Source organism: Pseudomonas sp. WSY_20 (genome assembly GCF_043104335.1).
Lineage (GTDB): Bacteria > Pseudomonadota > Gammaproteobacteria > Pseudomonadales > Pseudomonadaceae > Aquipseudomonas > Aquipseudomonas parafulva_B.
In genome coordinates this window covers 86,948-111,994 of record NZ_JBICKP010000019.1, presented here as the reverse complement: position 1 = coordinate 111,994, position 25,047 = coordinate 86,948, and the positions used below count along the sequence as shown (strand labels likewise).

Annotated in this window: 20 protein-coding genes, 1 pseudogene and 1 riboswitch; of the genes and pseudogenes, 11 read left to right on the top strand and 10 right to left on the bottom strand. The window is 63.1% G+C overall.

Features of this window, described 5'->3' with window-relative positions:
* The first annotated feature begins 742 nt into the window (after nt 1-742).
* Nucleotides 743-1,054, top strand: a complete 312-nt coding sequence (locus ACF8E5_RS06120; RefSeq protein ID WP_058605639.1) for a DUF485 domain-containing protein — start codon at nt 743-745, stop codon at nt 1,052-1,054.
* The gene (locus ACF8E5_RS06115) at nt 1,051-2,715 is read left to right on the top strand and encodes a cation acetate symporter (RefSeq protein WP_027915845.1); all 1,665 of its coding nucleotides are present in this window, start codon (nt 1,051-1,053) and stop codon (nt 2,713-2,715) included. Before ACF8E5_RS06120 ends, ACF8E5_RS06115 begins: the two co-directional genes overlap by 4 nt.
* A gap of 48 nt (nt 2,716-2,763) precedes the next feature.
* Here the strand turns inward: ACF8E5_RS06115 and ACF8E5_RS06110 are convergent, their stop codons facing one another.
* The gene (locus tag ACF8E5_RS06110) at nt 2,764-2,916 is read right to left on the bottom strand and encodes a DUF3309 family protein (RefSeq protein WP_012271016.1); all 153 of its coding nucleotides are present in this window, start codon (nt 2,914-2,916) and stop codon (nt 2,764-2,766) included.
* A 224-nt stretch (nt 2,917-3,140) separates the two neighbouring features.
* Here ACF8E5_RS06110 and ACF8E5_RS06105 point away from each other — a divergent pair, with 224 nt between their 5' ends.
* Both ACF8E5_RS06105 and csrA read left to right on the top strand, forming a co-directional pair.
* The gene (locus ACF8E5_RS06105) at nt 3,141-3,950 is read left to right on the top strand and encodes an SDR family oxidoreductase (RefSeq protein WP_144964708.1); all 810 of its coding nucleotides are present in this window, start codon (nt 3,141-3,143) and stop codon (nt 3,948-3,950) included.
* A gap of 129 nt (nt 3,951-4,079) precedes the next feature.
* Complete coding sequence (gene csrA / locus ACF8E5_RS06100) at nt 4,080-4,280, top strand: carbon storage regulator CsrA (RefSeq protein ID WP_058637555.1); 201 nt, start codon at nt 4,080-4,082, stop codon at nt 4,278-4,280.
* A 29-nt stretch (nt 4,281-4,309) separates the two neighbouring features.
* On the opposite strand, the gene ACF8E5_RS06095 is transcribed toward csrA, so the two are convergent.
* The 5 genes from ACF8E5_RS06095 to ACF8E5_RS06075 all read right to left on the bottom strand — a co-directional run bounded on the left by ACF8E5_RS06095 (nt 4,310) and on the right by ACF8E5_RS06075 (nt 10,056).
* Nucleotides 4,310-4,537: a YheU family protein gene (locus tag ACF8E5_RS06095; protein ID WP_023533767.1), complete on the bottom strand. Its 228-nt coding sequence runs from the start codon at nt 4,535-4,537 to the stop codon at nt 4,310-4,312.
* Nucleotides 4,538-4,622: 85 nt separating this feature from the next.
* Nucleotides 4,623-5,807, bottom strand: a complete 1,185-nt coding sequence (locus ACF8E5_RS06090) for an osmoprotectant NAGGN system M42 family peptidase (protein ID WP_058605636.1) — start codon at nt 5,805-5,807, stop codon at nt 4,623-4,625.
* A gap of 111 nt (nt 5,808-5,918) precedes the next feature.
* Nucleotides 5,919-7,664 (bottom strand): N-acetylglutaminylglutamine synthetase, encoded by a 1,746-nt coding sequence (gene ngg / locus ACF8E5_RS06085; RefSeq protein ID WP_196142910.1) that lies wholly within the window; start codon nt 7,662-7,664, stop codon nt 5,919-5,921.
* Nucleotides 7,665-7,668: 4 nt separating this feature from the next.
* The gene (locus tag ACF8E5_RS06080) at nt 7,669-9,456 is read right to left on the bottom strand and encodes an N-acetylglutaminylglutamine amidotransferase (protein ID WP_058605634.1); all 1,788 of its coding nucleotides are present in this window, start codon (nt 9,454-9,456) and stop codon (nt 7,669-7,671) included.
* A gap of 36 nt (nt 9,457-9,492) precedes the next feature.
* Nucleotides 9,493-10,056, bottom strand: coding sequence for a tyrosine-type recombinase/integrase (locus ACF8E5_RS06075; RefSeq protein WP_392475031.1), 564 nt, complete (start codon nt 10,054-10,056; stop codon nt 9,493-9,495).
* A gap of 86 nt (nt 10,057-10,142) precedes the next feature.
* Nucleotides 10,143-10,351, top strand: a riboswitch (cobalamin riboswitch).
* 108 nt (nt 10,352-10,459) lie between these two features.
* Between ACF8E5_RS06075 and ACF8E5_RS06070 the strand changes: the two genes are divergently transcribed.
* Genes ACF8E5_RS06070 through ACF8E5_RS06055 form a run of 4 tightly spaced genes read left to right on the top strand, consistent with a single transcriptional unit; the run spans nt 10,460 to nt 15,410 of the window.
* Nucleotides 10,460-12,598, top strand: a complete 2,139-nt coding sequence (locus ACF8E5_RS06070; RefSeq protein WP_392475030.1) for a TonB-dependent receptor — start codon at nt 10,460-10,462, stop codon at nt 12,596-12,598.
* 45 nt (nt 12,599-12,643) lie between these two features.
* Nucleotides 12,644-13,429 carry an ABC transporter ATP-binding protein gene (locus ACF8E5_RS06065; RefSeq protein WP_078478923.1) on the top strand — a complete coding sequence of 262 codons (786 nt, stop codon included), beginning with the start codon at nt 12,644-12,646 and terminating at the stop codon, nt 13,427-13,429.
* Nucleotides 13,426-14,394: an ABC transporter substrate-binding protein gene (locus tag ACF8E5_RS06060; protein WP_392475029.1), complete on the top strand. Its 969-nt coding sequence runs from the start codon at nt 13,426-13,428 to the stop codon at nt 14,392-14,394. Before ACF8E5_RS06065 ends, ACF8E5_RS06060 begins: the two co-directional genes overlap by 4 nt.
* A complete protein-coding gene (locus ACF8E5_RS06055; protein WP_196136258.1) occupies nt 14,391-15,410 on the top strand; it encodes an iron ABC transporter permease in 1,020 nt (339 codons plus the stop codon). The genes ACF8E5_RS06060 and ACF8E5_RS06055 overlap by 4 nt, the downstream gene beginning before the upstream one ends.
* A gap of 41 nt (nt 15,411-15,451) precedes the next feature.
* On the opposite strand, the pseudogene ACF8E5_RS06050 reads toward ACF8E5_RS06055, so the two are convergent.
* From ACF8E5_RS06050 to mnmC, 3 genes and pseudogenes are all read right to left on the bottom strand, one after another.
* Nucleotides 15,452-17,517: pseudogene (locus tag ACF8E5_RS06050) on the bottom strand (TonB-dependent receptor).
* 76 nt (nt 17,518-17,593) lie between these two features.
* Complete coding sequence (locus ACF8E5_RS06045; RefSeq protein ID WP_078478920.1) at nt 17,594-18,001, bottom strand: DUF2946 family protein; 408 nt, start codon at nt 17,999-18,001, stop codon at nt 17,594-17,596.
* A 108-nt stretch (nt 18,002-18,109) separates the two neighbouring features.
* Nucleotides 18,110-20,080 (bottom strand): bifunctional tRNA (5-methylaminomethyl-2-thiouridine)(34)-methyltransferase MnmD/FAD-dependent 5-carboxymethylaminomethyl-2-thiouridine(34) oxidoreductase MnmC, encoded by a 1,971-nt coding sequence (mnmC, locus tag ACF8E5_RS06040; RefSeq protein WP_392475028.1) that lies wholly within the window; start codon nt 20,078-20,080, stop codon nt 18,110-18,112.
* Between the two features lie 130 nt (nt 20,081-20,210).
* Between mnmC and pap the strand changes: the two genes are divergently transcribed.
* Nucleotides 20,211-21,704 (top strand): polyphosphate:AMP phosphotransferase, encoded by a 1,494-nt coding sequence (gene pap / locus ACF8E5_RS06035; RefSeq protein WP_058637566.1) that lies wholly within the window; start codon nt 20,211-20,213, stop codon nt 21,702-21,704.
* Between the two features lie 182 nt (nt 21,705-21,886).
* A complete protein-coding gene (locus ACF8E5_RS06030) occupies nt 21,887-22,849 on the top strand; it encodes a DMT family transporter (protein ID WP_392475027.1) in 963 nt (320 codons plus the stop codon).
* A 123-nt stretch (nt 22,850-22,972) separates the two neighbouring features.
* On the opposite strand, the gene ACF8E5_RS06025 is transcribed toward ACF8E5_RS06030, so the two are convergent.
* Complete coding sequence (locus ACF8E5_RS06025; RefSeq protein ID WP_058605623.1) at nt 22,973-24,367, bottom strand: class II fumarate hydratase; 1,395 nt, start codon at nt 24,365-24,367, stop codon at nt 22,973-22,975.
* A 154-nt stretch (nt 24,368-24,521) separates the two neighbouring features.
* Between ACF8E5_RS06025 and ACF8E5_RS06020 the strand changes: the two genes are divergently transcribed.
* Entirely contained in the window at nt 24,522-25,046 is a 525-nt protein-coding gene (locus tag ACF8E5_RS06020) for a DUF2059 domain-containing protein (protein WP_058605622.1), read from the top strand.
* The last annotated feature ends 1 nt before the right edge of the window (nt 25,047 follow it).

Genomic DNA, 25,047 nt, shown 5'->3' with positions numbered 1-25,047 from the left:
CGGCGAGTCACTTTTTGTCAAACGCGACAAAAAGTAACCAAAAAACGCTGCGCTCCGTTCATACGGCCCCTACGCTGCGCTTCGGGGTTCCCTCACTCCGGTCTTGCTCCCGGGAGGACCGCGCTGCAGGCCCCATCCTGGGGCCCAGCGCTTGACGGGCATCCATGCCCGTCACCTCCCTCCGCAAGCCCTGCGTTCGGCCTTCTGAAGTCGCGAAGATCAAGATCAAGATCAACAGCAACAGCAACAGCAACAGCAGGGGCATAGAGTGCCTTAACAAGATCTTCTGAGTTGCTAGATTGCTTATTTGCAGTTATGGAAAATTCAAGGTGGTTCGATTCAAACGATGGGCACACTATAAGCCACGTAGCAGATTACTAATAACCCACCCACCACCACACCCTCGCCGCCTACAACCTTGGAGCAGATGTAGTGCGAAGTCCGATTTATCGACATCTCTGTACGCTCTGTGCTGGGCAATGATCCGGGGGCTCTCTATACACGAGGTTAGGCACAGATCCTGCCTTCGGGGGAGTTGGAACCCAACGCTTTAGTGACTCCCCTACAAGCACCATGGCGCTCACTGGCAGACCCTGCCAAACCCGGCTTGGTCGACCGCGTTGTTACGCAATCGGTAAAACACCGTTGCATCTAAGACTAAGGTCGTCTGGTTGCCGTCCAACAGCCGCATAAAGTAAGGGTGTGGGTTACATTCCCTCTCTGTGCTGCTAGGACAAAAACAATGAACGACAGCATTTACCTCTCGATACAAAACAGCCCCCGTTTCAAGGAGCTGGTCAGCAAGCGCGAACGGTTCGCCTGGATACTCTCGGCGATCATGCTCGGGCTCTATTGCGCTTTCATCCTTCTGATCGCCTACGGCCCCCAGATACTGGGCGCCAAGATCAGCCCTGATTCATCGATCACCTGGGGCATTCCTCTGGGCGTCGGGCTGATCATCTCGGCATTTGTCCTGACCGCCATCTATGTGCGCCGTGCCAACGGCGAATTCGATGAGCTGAACAAGGCCATCCTGAAGGAGGCGCAACAATGATTCGTCATGCCAAGACACTGGCCGTTCTGGCCTGCGGCGTCTTTGCACCCGCCGTGTGGGCTGCCGATGCCCTGACCGGCGAGGTGCAGAAACAACCGCTGAACGTTTCTGCCATCGCCATGTTCGTGGCCTTCGTGGCCTTCACCCTGGGCATCACCTACTGGGCTTCCAAGCGCAACAAGTCCGCCTCGGACTACTACGCTGCCGGTGGTCGCATCACCGGGTTCCAGAACGGCCTGGCCATTGCCGGCGACTACATGTCGGCAGCCTCGTTCCTGGGTATTTCCGCCTTGGTGTTCACCTCCGGCTACGATGGCTTGATCTACTCCATTGGCTTCCTGGTAGGTTGGCCGATCATCCTTTTCCTGATCGCCGAGCGCCTGCGTAACCTGGGCAAATACACCTTCGCCGACGTCGCCTCCTATCGCCTGGGGCAAAAGCAGATCCGCACCCTGTCCGCCTCAGGGTCGCTGGTGGTGGTGGCCTTCTACCTGATCGCACAGATGGTAGGTGCAGGCAAGTTGATCGAACTGCTGTTCGGCCTGGACTACCACGTGGCCGTGATTCTGGTCGGTATCCTGATGTGCCTGTACGTGCTGTTCGGCGGCATGCTGGCCACTACCTGGGTACAGATCATCAAGGCGGTGCTGTTGCTGTCGGGTGCAAGCTTCATGGCGCTGATGGTGATGAAGCACGTAGGCTTTGACTTCAACACCCTGTTCTCCGAAGCCATCAAGGTGCATGCCAAGGGCGAGGCCATCATGAGCCCCGGCGGTCTGGTCAAGGACCCCATCTCGGCCTTCTCGCTGGGCCTGGCCCTGATGTTCGGTACGGCTGGTCTGCCACACATCCTGATGCGCTTCTTCACCGTCAGCGATGCTAAGGAAGCCCGCAAGAGCGTGCTCTACGCCACCGGTTTCATCGGTTACTTCTACATCCTGACCTTCATCATCGGCTTCGGCGCGATCCTGTTGGTCAGCACCAACCCGGACTTCAAGGACGCAGCCGGCGCCTTGCTGGGCGGTAACAACATGGCCGCCGTGCACTTGGCCAATGCCGTGGGCGGAAGTGTGTTCCTGGGCTTCATCTCGGCCGTGGCCTTCGCCACCATCCTGGCGGTCGTGGCAGGCCTGACCCTGGCGGGCGCCTCGGCGGTGTCCCATGACCTGTACGCCAGCGTGTGGCGCAAGGGCAAGGCCAACGACAAGGACGAAATCCGCGTCTCGAAGATCACCACCGTTGCGCTGGGCGTCCTGGCCATCGGACTGGGCATCCTGTTCGAGAAGCAGAACATCGCCTTCATGGTGGGCCTGGCCTTCTCCATTGCGGCCAGCTGCAACTTCCCCGTACTGCTGCTCTCGATGTACTGGAAGAAACTGACCACCCGTGGCGCCATGATTGGCGGCTGGCTAGGCCTGATCAGTGCAGTGACGCTGATGGTGCTCGGCCCGACCATCTGGGTGCAGATCCTTGGCCACGAGAAAGCCATTTACCCTTACGAGTACCCAGCCTTGTTCTCGATGCTGATCGCCTTCGTGGGCATCTGGTTCTTCTCGATCACCGACAAGTCCACGGCTGCCGAAAACGAGCGGGCGCTGTTCTTCCCGCAGTTCGTGCGCTCGCAGACTGGCCTGGGCGCTTCAGGGGCGGTATCGCACTGATTCGCAGGCATGAAAAAACCGCGCCTGGGCGCGGTTTTTTTTGCTTCACTAGATCATGCCGAGCAACAACAACACCAGCAAGATCACCAGCACCACACCGACGATGCCGGACGGGCCATAACCCCAGCTGCGCGAGTGCGGGAACACCGGCAAGCCGCCAATCAACAGGAGGATCAGGATGATGATGAGAATCGTGGTCATGGAGGAGTCCTTGCGTGGTTGAGGGTCAAGGGCCCAGGTTGCCGGCCTCTTGTAATTAATGACCGACGCCGCTTGTGAAAGATTCCATCGGCGTGTTGGCCATCGCCCCGTCTTTGTGCGCAGCGGGCGGTTCATGGCCGCTCATTCACTTGCCTGATAAGCACCCGCCCTGGGCATCGGCTTGATTAGACTGGGGCCACACCCTCTGAAAAAAGGCAGTCGCCATGCATAAGCGCATCATGATCACTGGCGCAGGCTCTGGGCTGGGCCGCGAAATTGCCCTGCGTTGGGCGCGCGAAGGCTGGCGCCTGGCGTTGGCCGACATCAGCGAGGCTGGCCTACGCCAGACGCTTGAAATGGTGCGTGCCGCGGGCGGGGACGGGTTCGTGCAACGGTGCGATGTACGCGACTACAGCCAGCTCACCGCGCTGGCACAGGCGTGCGAGGAGCACTTCGACGGCATCGATGTGATCGTCAATAACGCCGGGGTGGCATCAGGCGGGTTCTTCGCCGAGTTGTCGCTCGAAGACTGGGACTGGCAGATCTCGGTAAACCTCATGGGCGTGGTCAAGGGCTGCAAGGCTTTTCTGCCGCTGCTTGAGCGCAGCAAAGGGCGCATCGTCAACATCGCCTCCATGGCAGCGCTCATGCAGGGCCCAGGCATGAGCAATTACAACGTCGCCAAGGCGGGAGTGCTGGCGCTCTCGGAAAGCCTGCTGGTGGAGCTGCGCCAACTTGGGGTGGGTGTGCACGTGGTCTGCCCGTCATTTTTCCAGACCAACCTGCTGGATTCGTTCCGTGGGCCGGACCCGGCCATGAAAGCGCAGGTTGGCAAGTTGCTGGAAGGCTCGCCCATCAGTGCCAGCGATATCGCCGAGTGCATCTACCACCAGGTGGCTGACGGGCAGTTTCTGATCCTGCCCCACGAAGCGGGGCGCCAGGCCTGGGCGTTGAAATGCCAGGCACCTGAACGGCTGTACGATGAAATGGCCGACATGGCAGTGAAGATGCGTGCGAAGGCCCGAACCCGTTAAGCAGTAGGGCGGCTCTGTAAGAAAGGTTTCCTAGCCGTGTCGGGTCTTTCTGAATGAGGGTGGAAGTATTGAGTAGCCAAATGGCGAAGCTGCACGCTCCGGTTTTCCCTTTCGCTGGAGAACCGGAACATGTTGGTAATAGGACGCGAAGTGGGTGAGGTCATCATGATCGGCGATGACATCCGAATCATGGTGGTAGAGACCCGGGACGGGGTGGTGCGCTTCGGTGTCGATGCACCCCGGGAGGTGCCGGTGCACCGCGCCGAAGTCTACAGGCGCATCAAGGAAACGCAATGTACCAGGGCGCGCCGGGCGCACAAGGCTTCATAAGGCCGCCTGGAAGTCGTCCCGCATGTGCCTTACTCCAGCAGTTCGCGAGGCACGTCGTGCTTGGCCAGCAGCTGGCACTGCTGGCTTTCAGGGTCGAACAGGATGAACGCCTGCCCCTTGGCCAGCGCCTGGCGGACCCTCAGTACACGGGTTTCCAACGGCGTGTCATCACCATTGTCGGTGCCGTCGCGGGTCACGAAGTCCTCGATCAGGCGGGTGAGGGTGTCGGCTTGCAGGTGTTCGTAGGGAATCAGCATGGGTAACGTGTCTGAATGAGTTGTAGGCATCCTACGCGATTTCGATGGCGCAGGGACCGCCCGCCAGGCGGTCCCGCACTTGCTGTCAGGTCTTCTGACCGACCAGGCTGTCCACCGCCGGCACGCGCGTGTCGCTCTCCATCTGCGCATCGTGTTCGAGCTGATGACTGAAGCGCTCAAGTGACGCATTGGCTGGCTGCGAGTCGCTGGCAAACACGGGCGGGCTCAACAGGTAGGCCGACAACAATTGGCTCAACGCGGCCAGGCTGTCGATGTGCGTGCGCTCATAGCCGTGGGTGGCATCGCAGCCGAAGGCGACCAGCGCCGTGCGGATGTCATGGCCCGCGGTCACCGCCGAATGGGCATCACTGAAGTAGTAGCGGAACAGGTCGCGGCGTACCGGCAATTCCTGTTCGCCTGCGAGCTTGAGCAGGTGTCGAGACAAGTGGTAGTCGTACGGCCCGGACGAATCCTGCATGGCCACGCTGACGGCGTGCTCACTGGAGGCCTGGCCGGGCGCGACCGGGGCGATGTCGATCCCGACGAACTCGCTGACATCCCAGGGCAGGGCGCCGGCGGCTCCCGAGCCGGTTTCTTCGGTGATGGTGAACAGCGGGTGGCAATCGATCAGCGGCTGGCGGCCACTTTCCACCACGGCTTTCAAGGCGGCCAACAAGGCAGCGACCCCGGCCTTGTCGTCCAGGTGGCGGGCGCTGATATGCCCGCTGTCGGTGAACTCGGGCAGCGGGTCGAAGGCCACGAAGTCGCCGATCCCTATGCCCAGCGCCTCGCAATCGGCACGGGTGGCACAGTAGGCATCCAGGCGCACTTCCACATGATCCCAACTGATGGGCATCTGGTCGATGGCGGTATTGAAGGCATGCCCGCTGGCCATCAGTGGCAGTACGCTGCCACGAAATACGCCTGCATCGGTGAACACGCTGACGCGGCTGCCTTCGGCGAAGCGGCTGGACCAGCAGCCCACAGGCGCCAGGGCCAGGCGACCGTTGTCCTGCACCTGGCGCACGCTGGCGCCGATGGTGTCCAGGTGCGCGGAGACGGCGCGGTCCGGGGAGCTTTGACGCCCTTTGAGGGTGGCGCGAATGGTGCCGCGTCGGGTCAGTTCGTAGGGAATGCCCAGCTCGTCCAGGCGCTCGGCCACGTAGCGCACGATGGTGTCGGTGAAGCCTGTAGGGCTGGGGATGGCGAGCATTTCCAGCAAGACGCGCTTGAGGTACTCGAGATCGGGTTCGGGATGTCGTTCAGACATGTCCAGGCCTCCGGTCGGTTGAAAAAGCGTTGGATGATCCGGTCGTCACGGTCGAGCGGGAGCGGCGCCGGCGCCGGCGCCGGGCTCCCGTCCGAGCGAAGCATGGGTGTATCAGGCCAGCGGCCTGCTATGGGGGAACAGCAGGTCGATGAAGCGTTCTGCCGTCGGTTGCGGCTCGTGGTTGGCCAGGCCTGCACGCTCGTTGGCCTCGATGATGACGTAGTCGGGTTCGCTGGCATCCTTGACCATGAAATCGAGGCCCACCACGGGTATCTCCAGTGCCCGCGCTGCACGGATGGCCGCATCGGCGAGGGTAGGGTGAAGGCGTGCCGTGACATCTTCGAGCGTGCCGCCGGTGTGCAGATTAGCGGTGCGCCGCACGGCCAGCTGGCGGCCCGCGGGCAACACATCCTCATACCCAAAACCGGCTGCGGCCAGCGTGCGCTCGGTCTCATCGTCCAACGGGATCTTGCTTTCGCCGCCAGTGGCCGCCTGGCGCCGCCGGCTTTGTGCATCGATCAGCGCGCGGATGCTGTGCGTACCATCGCCCATCACCTGCGCCGGGTGGCGAATCGCGGCCGCGACCACTTCATAGCCGATGACCACGATGCGCAAGTCGTGCCCGGCATGGAAGCTTTCCAACAGCACGCGGCTGTCGAACTGTCGAGCGTGTTCGACCGCACGCGTGACGTCTTCGATGGTCGTGAGGTTGACCGCTACGCCTTGGCCCTGTTCGCCATCCACGGGTTTGACCACGACCGCGCCGTGGTCCTCGAGGAACGCCAGGTTGTCATCGGCGTTACCGGCCAGTTGCTGCGCCGGCACCAGCAGACCTGCATTGTGCAGGGCGTGTTGGGTCAGGCGCTTGTCCTGGCACAAGGTCATGGTCACGGCGCTGGTCAGGTCGCTGAGCGACTCCCGGCAGCGTACGCGGCGACCGCCCAGGCTCAGGGTGAACAGACCGGCAGCGGCGTCGCACACCTGCACCTCGATACCCCGGCGCAGGGCCTCATCGACAATGATGCGCGCATAGGGGTTGAGGTCAGCCTGTGGGCCAGGGCCCAGGAACAGGCGCTCGTTGATGACGTTCTTGCGCTTGACGGCGAACGTGGGCAGGTTGCGAAAGCCCAGTTTTTCGTACAGGCGCTTGGCCTGGCGGTTGTCGTGCAACACCGACAGGTCCAGGTAGGCCAGGCCGCGGCTCATGAAGTGCTCGATCAGGTGGCGCACCAGCACTTCACCCACCCCAGGACGGGTGCAGTGCGGGTCTACGGCCAGGCACCACAGGCTGCTGCCGTGTTCCGGGTCGTCGAAGGCCTTGGCATGGTTCAAGCCCATGACACTGCCGATGATCGCGCCACTGTCTTCGTCCTCGGCCAGCCAGTACACCGGTCCGCCCAGGTGCCGCGGGGTGAGCAGCTCAGGGTCCACGGGCAGCATGCCGCGTGCCTGGTAGAGCGTGTTGATGGCTTGCCAGTCACTGGGGTTTTGCGCCCGACGCACGCGAAAGCCGCGAAATACCCGTTGTGCCGGGCGATAGTCGGTAAACCACAGGCGCAGGGTGTCCGAGGGGTCCAGGAACAGTTGCTGCGGCGCGTGGGCCAGCACCTGCTGGGGCGCCGCCACGTAAAGGGCAATGTCGCGTTCGCCGCGGCATTCGCCCAACAGGTCTTCGGCCAGTTTGGCCGGGTCGGCATAGGTATGCCCGATCAGTAGCCGTCCCCAGCCACAGTGCAGGGCACGTGGCTGGTCGTGGGGCTCGCTGCCATCGCCCGCAAGGCGTGCCTGCAGGCGCTCGTAAGAGGGCGCCTGGCCGCGCAGCAGGCGCTGGCCATAGGCCGTTTCGTGGGCTTTCATGGGTTCAGAGTCCTTGTTCGGTCAGCCACAGGTTCAGCGCCGCCAACTGCCACAGTTTGGAACCGCGCAGGGGGGTGAGCTGGCCGTGCGGGTTGCTTAGCAGGCGGTCGATCATGGCCGGATTGAACAGGCCGCGGTCCTGGCTCGGGTCGGTCAGCAGGTCGCGTACCCAACCCAGGGTGGCGCCTTCGAGGTGCTTGAGGCCAGGCACCGGGAAGTAACCCTTCTTGCGGTCGATGACTTCATGCGGAATCACCCGGCGCGCCGCCTCCTTGAGCACCTGCTTGCCGCCGTCGGGCAGCTTGAAGCGTGCCGGAATGCGAGCCGACAGTTCTGCCAAGCGGTAGTCCAGAAACGGCGTACGGGCCTCCAGGCCCCAGGCCATGGTCATGTTGTCCACACGCTTGACCGGGTCGTCCACCAGCATCACCGTGCTGTCCAGACGCAAAGCCTTGTCTACGGCCGCGTCGGCGCCAGGGCGGGCGAAGTGTTCACGGACGAAGTCGCCAGCAGCATCGTTCTCCAGCTGCCAGGCCGGCTGCACGGTGTCACGGTATTCGGCATGGCTGCGGTCGAAGAACGCTTCGCGGTACGCCGCGAATGCATCGTTGGCGCCATCGACCTGCGGGTACCAGTGGTAGCCGGCAAACAGCTCGTCGGCGCCCTGGCCGCTCTGCACGCCCTTGCAGTGCTTGGCCACTTCGCGCGACAGCAGGTAGAAGGCGATGCAGTCATGGCTGACCATCGGCTCGCTCATGGCGCGGAACGCCGCAGGCAACTGATCGATGATCTCGTGCTCGGCAATGCGCAGTTGATGGTGGCGGGTACCGTAGTGCTTGGCGATCAGGTCCGAGTACTGGAATTCATCGCCGCGCTCGCCGCCTGCGTCCTCGAAACCGATGGAGAAGGTCGACAGGTCATCCACGCCCACTTCGCGCAGCAGGCCGACCAGCAGGCTGGAATCGACACCGCCGGAGAGCAGCACGCCCACGTCGACCGCAGCGCGCTGGCGAATGGCAACCGCATCGCGGGTGGCGTCAAGGACCCGTGTGGTCCAATCCTCCAGGGTCAGGTCACGCTCATCCGGGTTAGGGCCGTACTGGAGTTGCCACCAAGTGCTGCGCTCGACTTCGCCGTGGCGGTCGATGCGCATCCAGGTGCCGGGTTCGAGCTTTTGCACGTTGGCCAGCAGCGTGCGCGGCGCCGGGACCACGGCATGGAAATTTAGGTAGTGGTTCAGCGCCACCGGGTCGAGCATCGGGTCGATGTCGCCCCCTTTGAGCAGCGCCGGCAAGGTCGATGCAAAGCGCAGGCGCTCGCCGTTGCGCGAGAGGTACAGGGGCTTTACGCCCAGGCGGTCACGGGCCAGGAACAGGCGCTGGCTGTCGCGCTCCCAGATAGCCAGGGCGAACATGCCGTTGAGCTTGGGCAGCAGGGCCTCGCCCCAGGCGTGGTACCCCTTGAGCAGCACCTCCGTGTCGCCGTCGGACCAGAAGCTATAGCCCAGGTCCAGCAGCTCCTGGCGCAATTCGGGGAAGTTGTAGATGGCGCCGTTGAAGGCCAGTGACAGGCCTAGGGTGCTGTCCTGCATGGGTTGGGCCGAGCCGTCGGACAGGTCCATGATTTTCAGGCGACGGTGGCCGAGGGCGATTGGCCCCTGGCTGTAAAAGCCCCACGCATCCGGGCCACGTGGCGCCAGGTGATGAGTGATTCGCTCAACGGCAGCCAGGTCGGCTGGGCGAGGGGCTTGACCGAGGGGGGTGAAACGCAATTCTCCAGCTAGTCCGCACATGTAACGTAAACCCTTTGAGTTTCGGCACTCATGGCGTCACTGGCTTTTCGCGCGTACCGCATTTGTACTGCTTCCCGCATGCTTAGGCTGATCAAACTGCGCCCAGTCGTTGGGGCGTTGATCCACCTGGCGCATGGAGAGCAGCACCTGCACGCTGTGCCCGAGTTGCGCGGCGATGAATGCCGGGTTCATGCCGGCCACCAGGCACATGGTTGCGTACGTGTGGCGCGTGTCGTGCATCCTGCGGGGCCTGATACCAAGCATCCGCGAAGCTGCCAGCCAGTAACGTTTTTGACTCGCTTCGGGGCGTCTGAACAGCGCCGAGCGGTCGTCTGTCCCACTGGGCGCGAACACATCATCTGAACGCGCCTCGGTGAGCGGTCTGGGTTTTTCGAGGGCGTACAAGGCCCGATCGTTCAATAAAACTTTGCGTGTGCGCTTGGTTTTGGTGCGATTTTCGAGGATTTCCAGTAGCCCAAGCCCCCCGGCATCGGCCCTGTTCAGGGCAACTATCAATCGCTCTGCAACCCAGCGCTGCGCCCACCTGAACACGCTTTCGCAAGCTCGGTTGAAGCCCGCCAAGCAGGCGGCATGAATCATCGCAATGTCGTTCGTCGATGCCTGGCGGCGGTTAATCACTGACGACCATTGGCACGAGATGTTGACCCGGAACGATTTTGATGGTCATCTGCGCGCCTGTTTCAGGTGCCCTCTGCCGCCGTGCATGGGGTGAAACGGGAAGCCGGTTCGTCACCCCAGGGTGATCAGTCCGGCGCTGCCCCCGCAACGGTATGCGAGCGATGCTTTCGACAGACCACTGTGCCGCCGGCATGGGAAGGTGACGGCATCATGACCCTCGCGAGCCCGGAGACCGGCCTGAAGCCTTGTTTGGCAAACCCGCGGTGGGCGGGCGCAGGCCGGTTTCCGTGGGCGCGTGCGCCTGCGCGTTCCCCATGCGTTGTTCCCTCCGGGATTCTTTCATTCCTGCTGCAAGTGGAAAGATATGTCCCGCTATTGTGTTTTTCTTACCCCTCAAGGGGCGTTGCTAGGTGCGAGCCTGGTGCCCTGTGTGTGCATGGCCGTCCCGATTCAGGCAGCCGAAGATGTCCATGCGCTGGCATTGCCCGCCACAGCCATCACCGGCACTGCCGAGCAGAACCCTCCCGTGGACCTGCACACTCCTGGCACCAGCGGTTCGCGCCTGAACCTCACGCCCTTGGAAACGCCAGCCAGCGTCACCCGCATCGGCGCCGAGCAAATTCTCGGGCGCAACAACGCCACGGTGCAGGACGCGGTGACCCGCACCCCCGGCATCACTTTCGTCGGCACGCCTGGCAACGGCGGCACTGCGCTTTCGGCCCGTGGCTTCACTGGGCACAGTTCGACCATGCAGCTGTATGACGGCACCCGCCTGTATGTGGGCGCCGGCACCGTCACGTTTCCCGTGGACACCTGGTCAGTAGAACGCATCGACGTGCTGCGCGGCCCGGCTTCGGTGTTGTACGGAGAGGGCGCCACCGGTGCGGTGATCAACGTGGTGCCGAAAAAGCCCTTCGAAGGCGAGGTTCGCAACCAGGTTCGCCTGGGCTACGGTTCCAATGATCGTCGGCAGTTGGCATTGGACAGCGGCGGTTCGTTGACCGATACCCTGAGTTATCGCCTGAACCTCAACAAGTTGCACAGCAATGGCTGGGTCGACCGTGGTGAGTCAGCCAGCGTTGCTGTCAGCGGTTCATTGCGCTGGCAGCCGAACGACGATTTCAGCGTCACCCTCAGCCATGACTACGGTGACCAGGACCCGCAACAGTATTTCGGTACGCCGCTGGTCAATGGGCATTACCGTGAATCGCTTCGTGACCACAACTACAACGTGGCCGACGCCGAGGTGCATTACAACGATCAGTCCACTCGATTGGTCACGGACTGGGTGATCACCGACAACCTCACCGCCAATAACCAGCTGTATTTCCTCAAGGCCCAGCGCCGGTGGCGAAATGCCGAAAGCTACACTTGGCTGCCGGGCGACCAGGTGCAGCGCAGCAATTTCATCAGCATCAAGCAGACCCAGGAACAGATTGGGGATCGCCAATCGTTCACCCTGCAGCACACCCTGTTCGGCCTGGACAGCCAGACCGTGGTTGGCGCGGACTACAACGCGATCCGCTTCGTGCGCAAGCATGATTTTGGCAACACCTACACAGATACCGTGCCGCTATGGGGCTCGGGCGGCGGCGATTACATCAGCACCGACCCCTACCGCTCGCGCGAAGCGAACCAGGCCCGGCAATTCTCCCTGTTCGCCGAAAACCGCACGCAACTGACCCAGCGCCTGTCGTTGATCACCGGTGTGCGGCATGATCAGGTGCACCTGAACCGTGACGATCTGGACACCGATACCCGCACCGATCGCAGTCTGAGTGGCGACAACTGGCGGGCGGGCCTGGTGTTCGCGCTGACCGAGGACCTCTCGCTCTATGGTCAGTACGCCACCAGCACCGAAGGCGTGAGCAACTTGCTGACGCTCAGTGCAGCGCAACAAAGCTGGGACCTGAGTACCGCCAAACAGACCGAAGTCGGTGTCAAGCAGATGCTGCCTGAAGGCCGTGGCGAGTGGACACTGGCGGCGTACCACATCGTCAAGAAGAAACTCCTGAGTACCGATCCACTCAACCCCACCGTCCAGCAACAGGTCGGCCAGCAATCTTCGGACGGCATCGAGGCCACCCTGGCGTTGCGCCTGCCCTACGGTGTGCAGCTTTCGGCCAACGCCGCCTGGGTCCGCGCCGAGTACGACGAATTTGCCAGTGGCAACAGCGACTACAGCGGCAACCGGCCGATCGATGTGCCACGGCGGTCGGCCAACCTGTGGTTGAGCAAAGACTTTGGTCGGTTGTTCAGTGCCGGGGCTGGAGCGCGGTATGTCGACAGCCGCTATGGGGACAATGCCAATACCGTGCAGGTACCGAGCTACACCGTGGTCGACGCCAACGTTGACTGGCACGTGAAGCCGGACCTGACCTTGGGCCTGCAGCTCAACAACCTGTTCGATCGTCAGTACGCCACCACCACCGAAAATAACGGCCGGCAGTGGTACCTGGGTGAACCACGGTCTTTCTTCGTCACGGCCGATTACCGTTTCTGATCCGTCCCACCGGCCTTCGGGCCGGTGCTTGCTGGAGTGAATCCGATGACTCGACTGAGTATCGAAGGCCTGCACTGGGCAGTGCCCGAGGCGGGGCGCAGGGTGCGCCAGATCCTGCAAGGCGTGGACCTGCATGTGGACGACGGTGAGTGCGTAGGGCTTGTCGGCCCCAACGGCAGTGGCAAGACCAGCCTGCTACGTTGCGCCTATCGCGCCACGCAACCCACTGCAGGCAGGGTCAGCGTGAGCGGTGTCGATATCTGGCAACGCAGCCCGCGCTGGTGTGCGCAGCGTATCGCGGTGGTGCTCCAGGAGTTTCCTGGCGAATTCGGATTGAGCGTTGCCGAAGTGGTGAGCATGGGGCGCACGCCGCACAAAGCCCTGTTTGATGGCGACACGCCCGAGGACCGGCAACGGGTCGCTCATACGCTTGTGCTGGTTGGGCTGGCAGGCCATGCCGAGCGTACGTTCGCTTCGCTATCCGGAGGCGAGAAGCAGCGCGTGCTGCTGGCCCGGGCACTGGTGCAGGCCCCTGAGCTGCTGATTCTCGACGAGCCGACCAACCACCTCGACCCGCGTTACCAACTTGGGCTTCTGCAGCATTTGCGCAGCCTGGGGCTGAGCACCCTGGCCAGCTTCCACGACCTCAACCTGGCTGCGGCATTCTGTGACCGGCTGTACGTCATCGACGCTGGCCGCATCCTTGTCAGCGGCACGCCCCAGCAGGTGCTGACCCGCGAACTGATCCAGGAGGTGTTTGGTGTCCAGGCGCTGGTCGACCTTCATCCGCTGCACCCTTACCCACGCATTACCTGGATAACCCGACCATGAACGCTCGCTTTCTGATCGCCCTGATAACGCTGCTACTGGCGCTGCCTGCCACGGCCAGCGAGTACCCGCTGAACGTGCGCAGTTGCGAGCGCCTGGTGACGTTCAGCAAGGCCCCCAAACGGGTGGTGGTGCACGATGTGAACATGACCGCCATGCTGCTGCACCTGGGGCTGCGAGAAAGCATCATCGGCTACACAGGGTTCACCCGCAGTAAACACCGTGACCCATGGATCGACGCTGCGCTGGAGGGCGTGCCACAACTGGCAAGCCGTTATCCTTCCATTGAAACGCTGCTGGCGGTCGATGCCGACCTGTTCTTCGCCGGCTGGAACTATGGCATGCACGTGGGAGGGGCGGTGACCCCCGCGACGCTTGCGCCCTTTGGAGTGCCGGTCTACGAGTTGAGCGAGTCCTGCGCTTGGGTCATGTCCGGCCAACGTGCGAGCTTCGATGATGTCTATCGCGACCTGGATAACCTGGGGCGCATGTTCGATCACCAGCGCCAGGCCCAAGCGCTGATCGGGCAGATGCGCCAGCGGATCGCCGGGGTGCAAGCGCGGGCAGGGCAGGCGCAACACCGACCACGGGTCTTCTTGTACGACAGCGGCGAAGATCGCCCGCTGACATCGGGGCGCCTGGGCATGCCGCAGGCACTGATCGACGCAGCCGGTGGTGTGAACGTGATGGACGACGTGGCCGCCAGCTGGACCCAGGTGAATTGGGAAAGCGTGGTAGAGCGCGACCCTGACGTGATCCTGATCGTCGACTACGGACCCAGGACCTGGCAGCAGAAACGTGATTTTCTGTTGCACCAGCCTGCGTTGAAAGACGTACGGGCCATCCGCGAGCAGCGCTTCGTGCCACTGACCTACCTGCAGGTCACCCCCTCGGTGGAGAACGTCGAAGCCGTGGAAAAAATCGCCCGCGCCTTGCATCCCGAGCTGTTCGCAGCGGGGGCACCATGACCTTGGCGCGCAGCCCGGCGTGTTATGGCTGGCTGACCGTGGTGCTGGTCATCCTGTTGGTGGCGTCTTTGGTCGTGTCGCTGGCATTTGGCCCGGCATCGGTGCCCTTGACCCACGTCATCGGGATCGTCGCGCAACAGATGGGCATCGACTGGGGGCCTGCGCTCAGCAAGAGCCAGACGCACATCATCTGGCTCATCCGTGCCCCGCGTGTACTGTTGGGCGCATTGGTCGGGGCAGGGCTTGCCCTGGTGGGTACGGCCCTGCAGTCCGTGACCCGAAACCCACTGGCAGACCCACATTTGCTGGGTGTCAGCGCCGGCGCTGCGCTGGGCGCAGTGCTGGTGATGCTTTACGTCGGGGACTTCGTCGGTGTGCTCAGCCTGCCGCTGGCTGCGTTCGTGGGGGCGACAGGGAGCATGCTGCTGGTGATCGGCGTGGCGCGCCGCGGCGGACGCCTGGAAAGCGATCGCTTGCTGTTGGCGGGGGTGGCGGTGTCCTTCGTGCTGATGGCCGTGGTCAACCTGCTGCTCTATACCGGTGACCAGCACGCGGCGGCTTCGGTGGTGTTCTGGATGCTGGGTGGGCTGGGGGCTGCCCGCTGGGAGGTCATCTGGTTGCCGGCACTGTGCGTGCTGTTTGGACTGTGCGCGCTCCAAGTGATGGGGCGCGGCCTGAATGCATTGATGAGTGGCGAGCAGACCGCGATCAGCTTGGGCTTCTGTGGCCGGCGCCTGCGGCTTGAGGTGTTCATCTGCACCTCTTTGTTGACCGGGGTGCTGGTTTCGCTGTCGGGCGCCATCGGTTTCGTGGGCCTTATGGTGCCCCATGTAGCGCGCCTGCTGGTGGGGGCGGACAATCGGCGGTTGATGCCAGTCAGTGCGCTGCTGGGTGGGGTGTTTCTGGTCTGGGTGGATGTGGCCGCCCGCACCCTCATCGCACCGCAAGACCTGCCGATCGGCATTGCTACCGCAGCGCTGGGCGGGGTGTTCTTCATGCTGTTGCTCAAGCGGTAACGACACGGCAAGCCACCCTGGGGTGCTTGCCGTGCCCGGCATCAGAAGTCCAGGGTGAGCCCTGCATACAGCGCACGGCCGTCGCCGGGTGAGTGCAGTGACGCATCTGCTCCATCTGGGTCGTACCAGACGTACTCGTAGTAACGGTTGGTCAGGTTCTTCAACTGCAGGTCCGCGCTTATGGTTTCGCTGAGTTTGTACGTCGCCCCGAGGTTCATCAGCACGTAGCCGCCATAGGTACCTTGGGTGTTCTCCCGCTCCAGGTAGTAGTTACTCTGCCCGTTCGCCCAGGCAGTGAGCTGCAGCTTTGGAGTAGCCTGGTAGCTGATGCCGGTATTCCACAGGTGATGTGGCACGTGATCGATTTCCTGGCCCTTGCTACCTGGTAATGCGCTGCTGGGCTCAAGGATCTTGGAGTACTGCCAGGAGTACGACATCCATACCTCGGTGCGTTCATCCGGGTGCAGGTTGACCTGCAGGTCGTAGCCCCAGCGCCGTGTCTCACCGACATTGTCCGACTCCCCACTCGGGTCGTTCAGGCGCCGGCTCACTTCGCCAGAGGCGTCTTGGCGCCAATAGGCCACACGGCCATCGACCCAGCTGGCTGGGGTGAACTTGACGCCGGTTTCCCAGCCTTGATTGATCGAAGGGGACAGGTCCTCGTTGCGCGGCGGCACCTTGTAGGCTGCCGCACCGGTACCGACCTGGAAGGTGCGACCCCAGTTGGCGTAAACGCTGGCAAACTTCCATGGCGAATAGACAATGCTGAGCTTGGGCTGCTTGATCAGCCCGTAGTCGTTGATGTCGTAGCCCTGTCCGGTCATCTTGTTGGTGAAGTCACCACTGATCTTGTCCACCCGGTAGGCCGGCACGATCTTGAGCGACTCCAACGGCTCGATCTCTGCCTGTACGTAGGCACCGACTGTGTTGAAGTCGAAGTCCTGGTCGCGTGTCTGCGCCTGGCGTACACGCGCTTGGGTACGGTAGCGCTCGCTGCGGTTCTGTTGCTTCTGCACATCGCTTCCACCTTCCAGCGCAAAGGCGTGCAGCCAGTCCACCTGTGGTCGCCAGGTCAGCGAGGTGATGGCGCCGTACTGGTCCTCGTAGGTGTCGCGCTCCTGCTGTGAACTGGTGCGCCAGTACTGGGTCCAGCGACGGTCGTCATAGGTGTTGAGGTAGGTCTTGGCCGACCAGGACAGGGTGTCGGCCAAGTCGGTGTCGAAGTGCACGCTGACCTGGTTCATGCGCCGCGTGCCTTTGTCCGTGGCGTTGTAGTCATTGGTCATGCGCGGATGATGGCGGGCGTCGTCCTCGGTCAGGTAGCCCGCTTCCTGGGCTTCGGACTCGTAGTGGCGCGCGATCAGACCAAGGCGGTAGCTGCCATCGTCAGGGGTATAGAACCACTTGCCGCCGAAGCTGTAGCGTTCGGTGTCGGCGTGGTCGCGATAACCGTCGACCTGTTGGCGGGCGAAGAAGTAGTTCTGCGTCCAGTTGCTGGTCTCGATGCCCTTGGCCAGTTGCACCTCTCGGGTATTAAAGCTGCCGTAGCGCAGGCGCGCCTTGTTGTAGTTACCGCCGGTGCGGGTGTTGATATTGACGTTGCCGGCGATGTTGTTCAGCCCATAGCGCGGGTCGCTGGTGCCGCGCACCACTTCGATGCTGTCGATGTCCAGGGGGAACACCGCGTCGATGAAGGGCATGTTGCCGTCATTGGTGTTGCTGGGGATGCCATCGATCAGCAACTTGACAGCATTCACTTCGCCTTCGCCATTGAAGCCGCGAAACGACAGTTTGCCCGAGGTGGTGCCTTGGTTGAACTCGGTGAGCATCACCCCCGGTGCCCGGTGCCCGGTGCCCGGCGCAACAGCTCCCAGCTGTAGGCGACTGGCATTTTTTCGAGGATATCACCGCCTAGAATATCCACCGAACTGAGCACGCTGCTGGTGGCCAGCGGGCCGCTTTCGGTGCTGGTCACGCTGACCGCACCGAGGGTTAGCGTCGAGTTCTCGGCAGCGCGTGTTTCGGCAATGACCGATGACAAAGGGCTGAGGCTATAAACAGCGAGCACGGGCAGGACGGCGCGTGCGGTATGACGAAACGCAGACATGAAGTGTTTCCTGAAGACAGTCGAGCAGCGCTGCGCGCCGCATGTCGCGGGGCAGCAATGGGTAAGCAACGACGGGTCAGGCCAGGGGAGAGGCGCGGGGGTTGAGCTTGGGCCACTGTTCACGCGGCAACGGCAGCTTGTGGCTGTCACCGAGCAGCAGTGCGTCGGGCCAGTAGCGGGGGAACAGGTGGCGATAGTAGTCGCTGGCCAGCAAGGCATGCGCGGCATGGCCACAGCAGCAGTCACCCGCCTGATGCTTGATTGGCGGCTGATCGTCCAGTTGCGGCAGGTCGGCCTTGAGCTGGGCCAGCAGTGACTTGGGCAAGCTCTGCGCACCGTGCAGGCTGCAAAAGCTTCCCAGCATCAGCGATTGGCTGTCGATGCTGGGGGATTGCAAGGCACGATCGAGCGGCATCGCCAGCAGGTTGAACAGCACGGCGATGCCTGCAAGCAAACACACAAGTGAGCGTGCACGTACGGTCATCTGACCCCCAGGCGATCAAGGCCCGTATTAAGCCTCATTCGCGATCAGGTATGAAATGTCGCTACTGCGGCCTATTGCCGCAGGGCGCCCGCCTGGGCGAGGCACCTGTTATTTGCCCCGAATCAGGCGCCGCAGTGCAAAGCGGTTGGGGTGGCAGGCTTCGGCGACCGTTCGCGGTACCGGCAGCGGTTCGCCGCAGACCCAGGCCGCCACCAGTTCTGCGCTGAGCGGGGCCGTGATCAGGCCCCGCGAGCCGTGGCCGCTGTTGACGTACAGGCCCTCAAGCCAAGGGCACGCCACCTGCGGCACTTGTCGCGCGTCCCGGGCAAGCGCTGCATAGGCCTGGGCAAAAGCGTGGTCGTCGGCCAAAGGCCCGACAATAGGCAGGTAGTCCGGGCTGGTGCAGCGGAAAGCGGCGCGGCCTTCGAGCGCCTGCGCATCGAACCCCGCCGCGCCAAGCCGGTGGGACAGGTCAGGGGAAATTTCGTCCAGCAGCGCCAGGTTGCCCTCGTGTTCGGCCGCCGTGGGGGTCAGGTCAGTGCTGTGGAAATCGAAGCTGGCGCCCAGGGTGTGCTCGCCGCATCGCGCGGGCGCCACATAGCCTTGCGCGCAGACCACGGTACCCAGCGCCCGGCTTTGGGGTGTTGCGGGCAGTCGGGTGACCTGGCCACGAATACGCTTGAGCGGCAAGCCGGCGCACGGTTCGAACCGTTTGACCTCGGCAGCACTGGCCAGGATCATCACCGGCGCGTCGGCCAGCAACTGGTCACCGGCCCAGGCCTGCCACCGCCCCGCGACCTTGTGCAGCGACAGCACCTCCTGGTGCGTGACCAGGCGGATGTTGGGGTGCTCAAGCTGCTGGCGGCATAGCGCGGGCGGATGCACCCAACCGCCTTCGGGGTAGAACAGCCCGCCTGTCGATAGGGTGATGCCAGCGGTGGCCTGGGCCTGCTCCTGGGTCAATGCGTGCACAAGACCGGGCCCGAAGGCCTGCACCAGCTTGCCCTGGCGCGCCGCTTCCTTGTCGTTGAAGGCCAGTTGCAGGACGCCGCAGGCGTCCCAGTCCTCGCCGCGCTGAAGGTGCTCAAGCTGACGGCGGGTGTAACCGAAACCGGCGAGAATCATCCGGGACAAGGCCGTGCCGTGCGCCGATAGCTTGAGGTACAGCACCCCCTGCGGGTTGCCGGACGCTTCCTGCGCCGCTGACCCATGCCGCTCCAGTACCGTGACCTGCCAGCCGCGTCGGGCCAGGCTTGCCGCCGTGCAACTGCCGGCCAGCCCGGCACCCACCACCACGGCCTGACGCGGCCCATCACCTGCCGGCGGGCGGGCATACCAGGGCGCTGTAGGGGCAGGGGGCGGGCCTACATACGCCCCGCTCATCACTTCCCACTTCTTGCCGATGCCAGGCACCTTCTTCATGGCAAAACCCGCCTCCACGAGGCTGCGGCGTACCCAGCCGGTGGTGGTGAACGTACCCAGCACGGTACCGGGGTGGGACAGCCGCGCCAGTTGCGCGAACAGTGCCGGGGTCCACATGTCGGGGTTCTTGGCAGGGGCAAAGCCATCGAGGAACCAGACGTCGACCTGGGCGTCGAGCTCCGGCAATTGCTCGAGCACATCACCGATCAGCAAGGTGAGGGTGACGCGTCCACCTTCGAAGGTGAATTGCTGATACCCCGGATGCACCGCCACGTATTGGGCCAGCAAAGGCTGGCTGTAGGCGGCCAGCTCCGGCCACAGACTGATGGCACGGGCCAGGTCATCGCGGGCCAGGGGGAATTTCTCGACGCTGACGAAGTGAAGCCGGGCATCTGCGTGGGCGTGTTGCGCGAACAGTTGCCAGGCGCAGTAGAAATTCATGCCGGTGCCAAAGCCCGTCTCGCCGATGACCATGCAGGCCTCAGGCGCCATTGCAGTGAAACGTTCAGCCAGGCGGGTTTGTCCGAGAAACACATGGCGGGTTTCATCGATGCCTTCATTGACGGCGAAGTACACGTCATCGTAATGCCGCGAATGAGGGCGGCCCTGTTCGTCCCAGTCGATCTGGGCGTGCTGGAGCGGGGGAGTTTCGGTCATGGCAGGTGCACAGCGACAAGCGACTGAAGAAGTGGCGATAGTCGCATGACTGGGGCTTTCTTGCAGCCCGAGCTCCCAACCCAGGTGGGCTTTTGCGCTAGTCTTGTCTATCCATTGAAGGAGCCCGTGCATGTTCGAATCTGCCGAAATTGGTCACAGCATCGACAAGCAAACCTACGACGCCGAGGTACCCGCCCTGCGTCAGGCACTGCTCGAGGCCCAGTATGAGCTCAAGCAGCAAGCGCGTTTTCCGGTCATTGTGCTGATCAACGGCGTGGAGGGGGCCGGCAAGGGCGAGACGGTCAAGCTGCTCAACGAGTGGATGGACCCGCGCATGATCGATGTGCTCACCTTCGATCAGCAGACCGACGAGGAACTGGCGCGGCCACCGGCCTGGCGTTACTGGCGCGCCTTGCCGCCCAAGGGGCGCATGGGGGTGTTTTTCGGCAACTGGTACAGCCAGATGCTGCAGGGGCGCGTGCATGGGGTGTTGAAGGACGCGGTCCTGGACCAGGCCATCAACGGTGCCGAACGCCTGGAGCAGATGCTGTGCGATGAAGGCGCGTTGATCATCAAGTTCTGGTTTCACCTTTCCAAGAAGCAGATGAAGGCGCGGCTCAAATCCCTCAAGGACGACCCCTTGCACAGCTGGAAGATCAGCCCGCTGGATTGGCAGCAGTCACACACCTACGACCGCTTCGTGCGTTTTGGGGAACGTGTGTTGCGCCGCACCAGCCGCGATTACGCACCTTGGCACATCGTCGAGGGAGTTGACCCCAATTACCGCAGCCTGGCCGTCGGGCGCATCCTGCTCGACAGCTTGCAGGCGGCCCTGGCCAATAACCCCAAGGGCAAGCACGTGGGCAATGTCGCGCCGCTTGGACGCAGCATCGACCAACGTAGCCTGCTGGGTGCCCTGGACCTGAGCTTGCGTCTGGACAAGGCGGACTATCAGGAGCAACTGGTCACCGAGCAGGCGCGTCTGGCCGGTTTGCTGCGTCACAAGCACATGCGCCGTCATGCCTTGGTAGCAGCCTTCGAGGGCAATGATGCGGCGGGCAAGGGTGGTGCGATCCGGCGCGTGGCCGCTGCCCTGGATCCGCGTCAGTACCGGATCGTGCCCGTTGCCGCACCTACCGAAGAAGAACGCGCGCAGCCTTACCTGTGGCGTTTCTGGCGGCACATTCCCGCGCGTGGCAAGTTCACCATCTTCGACCGTTCCTGGTATGGGCGGGTGCTGGTGGAGCGGGTCGAGGGGTTCTGCAGCCCTGCCGACTGGATGCGTGCCTATGGCGAAATCAACGACTTCGAAGAACAACTGGTGAATGCGGGCGTGGTGGTGGTCAAGTTCTGGCTGGCCATCGATCAGCAGACCCAGCTCGAGCGCTTCGAGGAGCGTGAGCAAACCCCGTTCAAGCGCTACAAGATCACCGAGGACGACTGGCGCAACCGCGACAAATGGGACGACTACAGCCAGGCCGTGGGCGATATGGTCGACCGCACCAGCAGCGAGATCGCGCCCTGGACGCTGGTTGAAGCCAACGACAAGCGCTGGGCACGGGTCAAGGTTCTGCGCACCATCAACGAAGCACTGGAAGCGGCGTTCGCCAAGCACAAGAAGTAGGCCGGGCTCGTACACCTGACATGAAAGTGGGCTTGGGCAGCACAGCCGCGATCCGGCGTGTTGCCCGTATCATGCCCCCACAGAATGACGTGATGAATTCTTTTCCCGGCAGGGCTGCTCAGCTTGCCTGCGCAGCCCCGTAGAATTCAGCCACCCCCACCACGGATCTGATCGAGGACACCATGCACATCACCTCCGGCCGTTGGGTTCACGGCCTGCTGCTTGCCCTGCTGACGGCACTGCTGTGGGGCATCCTGCCGATCAAGCTCAAGCAGGTGCTGCAGGTGATGGACCCGTTGACGGTGACCTGGTATCGCCTGCTGGTGTCCGGTGGGTTGCTGTGCGCCTGGCTGACGGCCAACCGCCGCCTGCCGTCGTTCGGCCGGCTCACGCCCAAGGGCAGGGGCCTGGTTGGGGTGGCGGTGCTGGGCTTGATGGGCAATTACGTGCTGTATCTGATCGGCTTGAAGTTGCTCAGCCCTGGTACCGCGCAGCTGGTGGTGCAACTGGGGCCGGTGCTGCTGCTGGTGGCCAGTGTGTTCGTGTTTCGCGAGCGCTTCAGCGTGGGGCAGGGGGTGGGGCTGTTGATCCTGCTGGCAGGTTTCGGGCTGTTCTTCAACCAGCGCCTGGAGGAGCTGTTGACCTCCCTTGGCGCCTACACCACCGGTGTGCTCACCATTGTGCTGGCCACCAGTATCTGGGTGTTCTACGCCTTGAGCCAGAAGCAGTTGCTGACGGTGTGGAATTCGCAGCAGGTGATGATGGTGATCTACCTGTGCTGCGCAGCGCTGCTGACGCCCTGGGTGCAGCCGCTGGAGGTCTTGTTACTGAGCCCCGTACAGGGCTGGCTGCTGTTGGCGTGCTGCCTGAATACGCTGGTGGCCTATGGCGCCTTTGCCGAAGCCCTGGCGCATTGGGAGGCTTCTAGGGTCAGTGCGACGCTGGCATTGACGCCATTGGTGACGTTCGTGGCGGTGGCACTGGCTGCGCTGGCGTGGCCTGATTATGTGCAGGCCGAGCAGATCAACCTGTTGGGGTATGTAGGGGCCGTGGTCGTGGTGGCAGGCTCTGCGCTGGTAGCGCTCGGGCCTTCGCTGGTGGCGGGATGGCGGGCACGTCGTGCCCGGCTTGCGCAAGTGTCCTAGGTGTTGGGGGCGGGTAACACTTAACTGGCCCAGATGCGGTGCAAGGCAGTTGCTTGCACATCAAATGCGCAAGCCTTCTTGGCGTTGCCAAAAAAGGGGCTACGCAGGCAGCCCCCCAACACCTCAACCCTTGCCACCCGGCGCCAGCATGTTTTCAGGCTTTACCCACTCATCGAACTGCTCGTTGGTCAGGTAGTCCAGCTCAAGCGCTGCCTCACGCAGGGTCTTGCCCTCACCATAGGCTTTCTTGGCAATCTCGGCAGCCTTGTCGTACCCGATATGCGGGTTCAGTGCCGTCACCAGCATCAGCCCTCGCTCCAGGTGTGCGGCCATCTGCTCGGCATCTGGCTCGATGCCCGCCACGCAATGCTCCTGAAAGTTGCGGCAACCGTCTGCCAACAATTCGATGGACTGCAGCAGGTTGTGGATGATCACCGGCTTGAACACGTTCAGCTGCAGATGCCCCTGGCTGGCGGCAAAGCCGATGGTGGTGTCGTTGCCCAGCACCTGGCAGGCCAGCATCGACAGCGCCTCGCACTGGGTCGGGTTGACCTTGCCGGGCATGATCGAGCTGCCGGGCTCGTTGGCGGGCAAGCGCACCTCGGCCAATCCCGCACGGGGGCCTGACCCGAGCAGGCGCAGGTCATTGGCGATCTTCATCAAGGCCACCGCCAGGGTTTTCAGCCCCCCTGCCAGGCTGGTCAGCGGCTCGTGCCCGGCCAGCGCTGCAAACTTGTTGGGCGCGGTCACGAAGGGTAGCCCAGACAAGGCAGCCAGCTCGGCAGCGATGGCTTCGGCGAAGCCCTGGGGCGCATTGAGGCCCGTGCCCACCGCCGTGCCGCCCTGGGCCAGCTCATACACCGCCGGCAGGCTGGCGCGGATGGCGCGCTGGGCATAATCGAGCTGCGCCACGAATGCCGAGACTTCCTGGCCGAAGGTGATCGGCGTGGCATCCATCATGTGCGTACGCCCGGTCTTGACCAGGCGATGATGACGGGCCGACAACTCGGCCAGGCCCGAGGACAGCTCGGCGATGGCCGGCAGCAGTTGCTCGTGCACGGCCTGGGCGGCTGCGATGTGCATGGCGGTGGGGAAGCAGTCGTTGGAGCTCTGGGAGCGGTTGACGTGATCGTTGGGGTGCACCGGCGACTTGCCGCCGCGCACCTGGCCGGCCAGTTCGTTGGCGCGACCTGCGATCACCTCGTTGACGTTCATGTTGCTCTGCGTGCCACTGCCGGTCTGCCAGACTACCAGTGGGAATTGATCGTCATGCTTGCCATCGAGGACCTCGTCGGCGGCCTGCTCGATCAGCCGGGCAATGTCGGCGGGCAGGGCGCCGTTGCGGTCGTTGACGCGGGCAGCGGCTTTCTTGATCAGGGCCAGGGCATGCAGCACGGCGAGCGGCATGCGTTGCTGGCCGATGGCGAAGTTGATCAACGAGCGCTGGGTCTGGGCGCCCCAGTAGGCGTGCTCAGGAACTTCGACCGGCCCAAGGCTGTCTGTTTCGATACGGCTCATGCTGCATTCACTCCCTTGTCAGTCAGAATCAGCAGTTTAGGCCCTCATGCGACCTGGCGGTTCAATCGCCTGTCGTGCTACTTGAGCAGCTCGCCCTGGCGGGCGCAGAATGCTCGCTCTGAGGTACCGCCTCCCCCCTCCTGAAGGAAATGCAATGACCCGTCTTCGTGTCCTCTGTGCTGCAGTCGCCCTGGCTTGCGCCAGTGGCCAGGTCCTGGCCGCCACCGCCAGCCACAACGCCGCTGCCGAGAAATTCCTGACCCTGGCCAATGCCGACAAACTGGGCACGCCGGTGTACATGCAAGTGCAGCAGATGTTTGCCCAGCGCTTCGCCCAGACCAAGGCGCCTGCCTCCAAGCAGCCCGTACTGGAAAGCTACCAGGCCAAGGCCAACGCCGCGCTGGACAACGCCATCGGCTGGAACAAGCTCAAGCCCAAGATGGTCGACCTGTACACCCAGACCTTTACCGAGCAAGAACTCAAGGACCTGGTCAAGTTCTACGAGTCGCCCCTTGGCCGCAAGGTGCTGCGCGAGATGCCCAAGGTCACCCAGCAATCGGCTCAGCTGACCCAGCAGACCCTCGAACCTGCGGTGCCGGTGGTCAACAAGCTGCTAGAAGACATGACCAAGCAGCTGGACCCCAACTATGGCAAGGCAGCCGCGCCAGCCAAGAAGTGAG

Bases quoted from the DNA above. Each gene is read 5' to 3' on its own strand.
- ACF8E5_RS06120 (WP_058605639.1), top strand. From the start codon at position 743: ATGAACGACAGCATTTACCTCTCGATACAAAACAGCCCCCGTTTCAAG.
- ACF8E5_RS06115 (WP_027915845.1), top strand. From the start codon at position 1,051: ATGATTCGTCATGCCAAGACACTGGCCGTTCTGGCCTGCGGCGTCTTT.
- ACF8E5_RS06110 (WP_012271016.1), bottom strand. From the start codon at position 2,916: ATGACCACGATTCTCATCATCATCCTGATCCTCCTGTTGATTGGCGGC.
- ACF8E5_RS06105 (WP_144964708.1), top strand. From the start codon at position 3,141: ATGCATAAGCGCATCATGATCACTGGCGCAGGCTCTGGGCTGGGCCGC.
- csrA (WP_058637555.1), top strand. From the start codon at position 4,080: ATGTTGGTAATAGGACGCGAAGTGGGTGAGGTCATCATGATCGGCGAT.
- ACF8E5_RS06095 (WP_023533767.1), bottom strand. From the start codon at position 4,537: ATGCTGATTCCCTACGAACACCTGCAAGCCGACACCCTCACCCGCCTG.
- ACF8E5_RS06090 (WP_058605636.1), bottom strand. From the start codon at position 5,807: ATGTCTGAACGACATCCCGAACCCGATCTCGAGTACCTCAAGCGCGTC.
- ngg (WP_196142910.1), bottom strand. From the start codon at position 7,664: ATGAAAGCCCACGAAACGGCCTATGGCCAGCGCCTGCTGCGCGGCCAG.
- ACF8E5_RS06080 (WP_058605634.1), bottom strand. From the start codon at position 9,456: ATGTGCGGACTAGCTGGAGAATTGCGTTTCACCCCCCTCGGTCAAGCC.
- ACF8E5_RS06075 (WP_392475031.1), bottom strand. From the start codon at position 10,056: ATGATTCATGCCGCCTGCTTGGCGGGCTTCAACCGAGCTTGCGAAAGC.
- ACF8E5_RS06070 (WP_392475030.1), top strand. From the start codon at position 10,460: ATGTCCCGCTATTGTGTTTTTCTTACCCCTCAAGGGGCGTTGCTAGGT.
- ACF8E5_RS06065 (WP_078478923.1), top strand. From the start codon at position 12,644: ATGACTCGACTGAGTATCGAAGGCCTGCACTGGGCAGTGCCCGAGGCG.
- ACF8E5_RS06060 (WP_392475029.1), top strand. From the start codon at position 13,426: ATGAACGCTCGCTTTCTGATCGCCCTGATAACGCTGCTACTGGCGCTG.
- ACF8E5_RS06055 (WP_196136258.1), top strand. From the start codon at position 14,391: ATGACCTTGGCGCGCAGCCCGGCGTGTTATGGCTGGCTGACCGTGGTG.
- ACF8E5_RS06045 (WP_078478920.1), bottom strand. From the start codon at position 18,001: ATGACCGTACGTGCACGCTCACTTGTGTGTTTGCTTGCAGGCATCGCC.
- mnmC (WP_392475028.1), bottom strand. From the start codon at position 20,080: ATGACCGAAACTCCCCCGCTCCAGCACGCCCAGATCGACTGGGACGAA.
- pap (WP_058637566.1), top strand. From the start codon at position 20,211: ATGTTCGAATCTGCCGAAATTGGTCACAGCATCGACAAGCAAACCTAC.
- ACF8E5_RS06030 (WP_392475027.1), top strand. From the start codon at position 21,887: ATGCACATCACCTCCGGCCGTTGGGTTCACGGCCTGCTGCTTGCCCTG.
- ACF8E5_RS06025 (WP_058605623.1), bottom strand. From the start codon at position 24,367: ATGAGCCGTATCGAAACAGACAGCCTTGGGCCGGTCGAAGTTCCTGAG.
- ACF8E5_RS06020 (WP_058605622.1), top strand. From the start codon at position 24,522: ATGACCCGTCTTCGTGTCCTCTGTGCTGCAGTCGCCCTGGCTTGCGCC.